The organism is Devosia sp., from assembly GCF_036406155.1.
Lineage (GTDB): Bacteria > Pseudomonadota > Alphaproteobacteria > Rhizobiales > Devosiaceae > Devosia_A.
In genome coordinates, this window is sequence record NZ_DASWVV010000133.1 from 1 (window position 1) to 3088 (window position 3088).

Sequence of the window (3088 nt, forward strand, 5' to 3'; positions counted from 1 at the left end):
CCGAGGAAAGCTTGCGCACCACGCGGTAGCCGCCGATGACGGTGTCCGGGGGGAGCGGGGCTGGTTTGACCTTTGACATAATTGAAGAATACAGGGCCCGGCCCTGACCCGATTATTCTCGCAATCCCGCAACGACCGACGAACTCCATGCCAGTTTACAGCATGACCGGGTACGCAAGCGCCCAGCACAGTGGCGCGCCGGCGGGCTCGGCGGCTGAAGCCAGGGGCGGCCGCCTCGGCCTGGAGATCCGCTCGGTCAACAGCCGTTTTCTCGACCTGTCGTTCCGCCTGTCCGAGGAACTGCGCCAGCACGAGCCCGCGCTGCGCGAGCTGGTCGCCGCGCGCATCAAGCGGGGCAAGGTCGAAGTGCGCGGCTACCTCGAGTCGACGTCGGGCGACGTGCTGCGCGATCCGTCGTCGCGGCTGCTGCAGCGGCTCGGCGCCCTGCAGGACCAGGTCCGCACCTGGCTGCCCGATGCGCGCCCGCTCGGCATCGCCGAAGTGATCCGCCTGGCGGAGACCGACGGTGGCGCGGCGGCGGACTGGTCCGAAGCCCTGCCCCGCCTGGCCCGCGGCGCGCTCGACGACCTGATGGCGGCCCGCGAGCGCGAAGGTTCCCGGGTCGCCGCCATGATGCTCGGCCACCTGAGGCAGTTGCGCGATCTGGTGCAGCAGGCGCAGCCGCTGGTGCCGCAGCTGGTCGAGCAGCAGCGCACGCGGTTCCTCGAACGGTGGAAGGAGGCGATGGCGCTCGCCGATGGCGCCGCCGTGCCTGAAACGGCGCAGGACCGCGCGCTCACCGAGGCAACGGCATTCGCCATTCGCATCGACGTGGCCGAGGAGCTGATGCGGCTCGGCTCCCACATCGACGAGATCGAGCGGCTCGTGAAGAAGGGCGGCGAGATCGGCAAGCGCCTGGACTTCCTGATCCAGGAACTGCACCGCGAGGCCAACACACTCGGCTCCAAGTCCGCGGCGCTGGAACTGACCCGCATTTCGGTCGACATGAAGGTCCTGATCGAGCAGATGCGCGAGCAGGTCCAGAACATCGAGTAATCCCTTCCTGGAAACGGGTTTCCCGCTGTTGCAGGGTGTTACCGCCGGTAGCATCCGCACCTCAACAGCAGTAGGAGACAACCTTGCAGATCAGGAAGACCTTGTTGACGGTCGCCGTCGCGGCCGCGCTGGGCGCTTGCGGCGGCGGCAGCGACACGATGGAGGCCGCGACGCCCGCGGTCACCGCGAGCGCCTTGCGCTCGCAGGCGCAGGCCTTGCGCAATGCCGGCGTCACGCCCGAAGAGGCCGCGCGCCAGTTGATGGACGCCGCCGAGTCGGCGCCCCAATATGCCGGCTACTTCCCCAGCCATCAGCCGACGCAGTCCGCGGGCCCGTTCCATTACCGCCACTACCCCGAGACCGGCGTCTACCTGGGCGTCGTCGTGGTGGCCGGCACGAGTTACGAAGTAGGCGCGATCTACGTCATCGGCGGACCCTTCGGCGGCTCGATCGACGCGCCGGTGCCGCAAGGCCTCGTGACGAACTACATCACTCCGGTGGCGCCGACGCCGACGACCCCGCCGCCGGCCGGGGCCGGCAACGGCTGCTTCGACCTGGCCCTGCTGGACACCCAAGGCACGCGGCTCACGGTGAGCTATTCGTACACGGGGGCGATGACCGGCACCCAGACCATCGACTCCACCGTCGGCGGGCTGGTCTCGTTCCAGGGCTACCAGGCGCGCGAAACGGTCACCGCCACCACCAGCTCGATGCAAGGCGGCTTCACGATCACGGCGAAGGTATATGCGGCCCGCACTGGCGCGGGCGAGGTCACCCAGTACGGAATGGCCACCGAAGAGTCGACGCTGGCTCCCGCCATGCGCACCGTCTACACGCCGCCATGGGTCGACCGCACCGCATCGCTCGCCATCGGCGAGTCGTTCACGGCGACGCAGAACACCTCGTACTCCTACGTCATCAACGGCGCGGAGACACCTGGCGGGTCGTACCAGACCTCGTCCACCACGACCTACCTCGGCAACGAGACCGTGACCGTGCCGGCGGGCACCTACGACGCATGCAAGTTCGAGGTGAGCTCCGGCCCCGGCTCGGCGCCGAGCACGAACTGGTTCGTCCGCGGCAAGGGGCTGCACGTCAAGTCGGTCAACGGCGGCGTGGTGATGGAGGCCACTTCCGTGAAGCTGAACGGCCAGGCGCTCTGAGCCTGCCCGGCCGGCCGCGAGGCCCGGCCGGCTTGCTTCGTCCGGGGCGACGCGGCACCGGCTGATAAGATAGCCGGCCCCAGAACGCCGACAACCAGTGGACTACCCAGGCAACCTTTTCGTGGTCGCCGCGCCGAGCGGCGCGGGCAAATCGAGCCTCGTCAAGGCCTTGCTGGAGCTCGACTCCCAGGTGCAGCCGTCGGTGTCGCACACCACCCGGCCGCCGCGCGGGCAGGAAAAGCACGGGCGCGAGTACTACTTCGTGTCGGAGCAGGAATTCGACCAGATGGTGCTGGCCGACGGCTTCGTCGAGTGGGCCTTCGTGCACGGCAACCGCTACGGCACCTCCAAGCGGGCGATCGAGGAGCGCATCGCCCGCGGCGCCGACGTGATCCTGGAGATCGACTACCAGGGCGCGCTGCAGATCAAGCGGATCTTCGCCAACGCCGTGCTGATCTTCATCCTGCCGCCCAGCTGGGACGAGCTGCGCTCCCGGCTCGAGCGGCGCGGCGAGGATTCGCCGGACACCATCGACCTGCGGCTGCAGAATGCCGCGGAAGAGATGGCACAGGCGAGGGAATTCGACTTCGTTATAATCAACGAGTTGTTCGAACGAGCCCTTTTCGACCTGAAGGCCATCGTTCATGCCCAGCGGCTGAAGTTCTCCGCGCAACGCCGCGCCCGGGCCGAGACCTTCAAGGCCCTCCACATCCTCTGAAAAGACCCCGCACATGGCACGCATCACCGTCGAAGACTGCTTGCAGCACATTCCCAACCGGTTCCAGCTCGTGCTGTGCGCCACCTACCGCGCCCGCATGCTGAGCCAGGGCCACGCGCCCAGGATCGAGAGCAAGAACAAGCCGGGCGTC

General features: G+C 68.0%; 4 protein-coding genes. All 4 read left to right on the plus strand.

Going from position 1 to position 3088, the window contains the following annotated elements:
- The first annotated feature begins 81 nt into the window (after positions 1-81).
- Positions 82-1056, plus strand: a complete 975-nt coding sequence (locus VGD93_RS08425) for a YicC/YloC family endoribonuclease (protein WP_395011062.1) — start codon at positions 82-84, stop codon at positions 1054-1056.
- A gap of 83 nt (positions 1057-1139) precedes the next feature.
- The gene (locus VGD93_RS08430) at positions 1140-2219 is read left to right on the plus strand and encodes a hypothetical protein (protein ID WP_395011064.1); all 1080 of its coding nucleotides are present in this window, start codon (positions 1140-1142) and stop codon (positions 2217-2219) included.
- A gap of 97 nt (positions 2220-2316) precedes the next feature.
- A complete protein-coding gene (gene gmk / locus VGD93_RS08435; protein ID WP_395011066.1) occupies positions 2317-2937 on the plus strand; it encodes a guanylate kinase in 621 nt (206 codons plus the stop codon).
- A gap of 13 nt (positions 2938-2950) precedes the next feature.
- Positions 2951-3088: DNA-directed RNA polymerase subunit omega (gene rpoZ, locus VGD93_RS08440; RefSeq protein WP_395011068.1), on the plus strand; the 138-nt coding region annotated here is incomplete at its 3' end.